The sequence below is a fragment of the Mucilaginibacter sp. P4_G9 genome (genome assembly GCF_056400985.1).
Map to the genome: position 1 here is coordinate 1 of NZ_JBFUKF010000519.1, position 3,011 is coordinate 3,011.

The 3,011-nt window shown below is 40.0% G+C and carries 2 protein-coding genes; both read right to left on the reverse strand.

The annotated features are described in order from the left end of the window. On the reverse strand, positions 1–461 hold a 461-nt coding region (locus tag AC1DPZ_RS24715; RefSeq protein ID WP_477408482.1), incomplete at its 3' end, for a DUF3857 domain-containing protein. Positions 462–629: 168 nt separating this feature from the next. After that, positions 630–3,011: DUF2723 domain-containing protein (locus AC1DPZ_RS24720; RefSeq protein ID WP_477408484.1), on the reverse strand; the 2,382-nt coding region annotated here is incomplete at its 5' end.

Below are 3,011 nucleotides of genomic sequence, written 5' to 3' on the forward strand. Positions count from 1 at the left end.
TCCAATATGTACAAAGCCGAGTAGCTACCCTGGTAAATGAAGTTGGATAGGTCCTGTTCATCTGCTATTACTTTAAATGCGGATAGATTTAAGCGGTTAATAGGTTTATTGTTACGCCATACAATGATCTCATGAAAATCAAGCCGCTCAAAACTCGGATCAAAACCCACATTTATCTGCGATGCATTTTGGATTCCGGTTTCGGATACTATTTCTATTATTATATGGTGATAGCCTGCCTGTTTTTCAATATACTTCTGCTGCTCAACAAGTGCGTAAAAGTATCCTTTTTCAATTGTACGCGCCGATGGTTTTTGGTTATAAGGTTTACATGTACTTAACCAGTTTGGTTTAGGTGTTACGTGCACTGCGGGCGTACCTGCTTTAACAGCCTGGTTGTTACTTAATAAAAATAAAAGACAAACCGGAAAGATGAAATGTAGTTTTAAACGTTTTTGCATACCGGCTATGAAAATAAATAAAGAAGCCGACTTTATTGTTTTTTATTTAATATTTAACCTTACCCCGGTCCAAAGAAGAAGGAGTTAAAAAAAATGGAAGCCTCCGGTGCGAAAGCTTCCATTTTTATAATTAACCTGAAAATCAGAGTCTCTTTGTGACAGGTTATTTTATTGCTGTTGTCCGCCCAATAATGGTGAAAACTTTTTAACGTAATCCTTTAACTGGCCGTCGAACTTTTTAAATAATCCTGTTTGATTATTCTCTTTCATAAAATCACTCATCCCGTTTAGCACCTGCAAGCTGATTTGTACATCACGCGTACTTAAGCCACCGCTGTTGGATGATAATAAATGATAGTTATAATCAAGCTGATCAACCACATAGTCATCAATATTATTCACCAGTTTAGTGCCCAATACCACATCATTCAATTGGAAAGCCATCTGGGCTAAAAATATTTTACGTCCGGCTATATCAATGTATGGATTGATATCCGGCATTTCCTGGTCATATTTATGCAGAACTTTTAATGCCAGGTCGTTATGGCCTTCTTTCATCAGGTTCTGGATCAGATCACTAAATGTGGTAATCATTACCGGGTAAAACATAGATGTAGATTCATGATCAAGATATTTGGCTGTTTTAAAATTACCAAACTTAAACTTGTTCATTACGTTATTATACATCACCAAAGTGTTTGTTTTGCTTAACTGATCGCGTATGGTTGTATCCTTCTGGAACGGTATTAAATGATACGTAAACCCTTCTTTGTACAGGTACGGCTGTAAGCCAATCAAATTTTCGTTTCCAATGGTGGTAGTAAAGCAAATAGGCCTTTTCCAGTTATTATGCGCCAGGATATCCAGCATGGCCAGGTTCTCTTTAGTTATATAGTTTGGCGGAAATTTCCATTCCATACTGGTAGTTAATTTGCTTTTCTGCTCCGGAGTAACAACACCCATTTTAACCACCTCATCAGGATTAATAGTAATCTTCAGGTTTTTCGTAGGCATATAGTTACCAAAATCTCCACTTTGATACTCTACCTGGGCTGCTTTATTATCAGAAGTTATAAAATCAAACACTTCTTTTACTTCCTGTGGCCCGTCTAATTTACGGTCGCTGTAGTAAATAGCATCCCTTACCCCCTCTTTATACTTATCAAAAGGCATGGTGATAGGCAATGGTTCCGATTGGTTCATTTTACCCTGCATCTGGCGTATATACCAATCGCCGGTAAACAAGCTTAAGTTCACTATGCGTACATCAGGCCTTATGCCCTCAACTTCCTGGTCGTACCATAAAGAGTAGGTGTCATTATCACCATAAGTAAACAAAATAGCATTTTTAGGGCACGATATCAGGTAGTTATATGCCATATCATGCGGAGTCATTTTGGTCGACCGGTCATGAGCTTTCCATTCTTTGCTGGCTAATAATACCGGGGCAACCAGTATACAAATAACCGTTGACCCAATTGCCGCAGTACGGCCATCCAAAAACTTTCGCGCACTTTCSGCAATTGCAATAACACCCAGGCCAATCCAAATAGCAAAGGCGTAAAAGGAACCTACATAAGAGTAATCGCGCTCACGGGGTTGTACACTTGGCTGGTTTACATACATCACAATGGCCAGCCCGGTAAAGAAGAAAAGTAGCAGTACAACCAACGCATCTTTCTTTTTGCGGGTAAAATGGTAAGCAGCTCCAATAAAGCCTATTAGTAACGGCAGCGCATATAATGGTGTATAAGTGGGTGCATTAACTACAGATTTTGGCAGGTGCCGGCTTCCATCCATAATGCCGGATGTCCAGTTGCCATCAATATTTTCGGTACTTTGCTGTCCGTCTGCATCGTTATAGCGGCCAACAAAATTCCATAGAAAATAGCGCCAGTACATTTGGTACATTTGCCAGCTGAACATCCATTTCAGGTTATCAACCATTGTAGGTGCCTGCCCGTCAGGAATGCGTAACCAGTCCTTATAAAACTGAACATCCTGCGGTTCTGTACTGTACATACGCGGAAGAAAGGTGGTATGGTCATATACAGTCTCGACCTTACGGCCCGCGTTTTCATATTTAGTTTTTCCTTTACGGTAAATAATGCTGCCCTCTTTCTGGTCAACAACCTTTGCATCGTAATACTGACCGTTTAATAATGGATTTTCACCATACTGAATCCGGTTCAGGTAGCCATAAAGTACAAACGCGTTGTCGGGATGGGAGTTGTTTAAATCGGGATTTGCTGTAGCCCTGATAGGAATGTATGCAAATGATCCATAGCCAAAATAAATAAAGGCCAGGCATAGCAATGCCAGGTTTAAAACAGGCTTTTTAGCGCGAATGCTATACACTATGCCTGCAACTAATGCGGCAACGATCAATAATATAAAGAAAAATGCGCCGGTACCAAAACCCAGTCCTAAAGTGTTTACAAAGAAAAGATCAAAATATGCAGCAAATTTTATGGTGTATCCCCTAACGCCATACTGTACCAATCCAAGTATAACAATACCGGCCAGGAAAGCCAGTATGCCATTACCAAC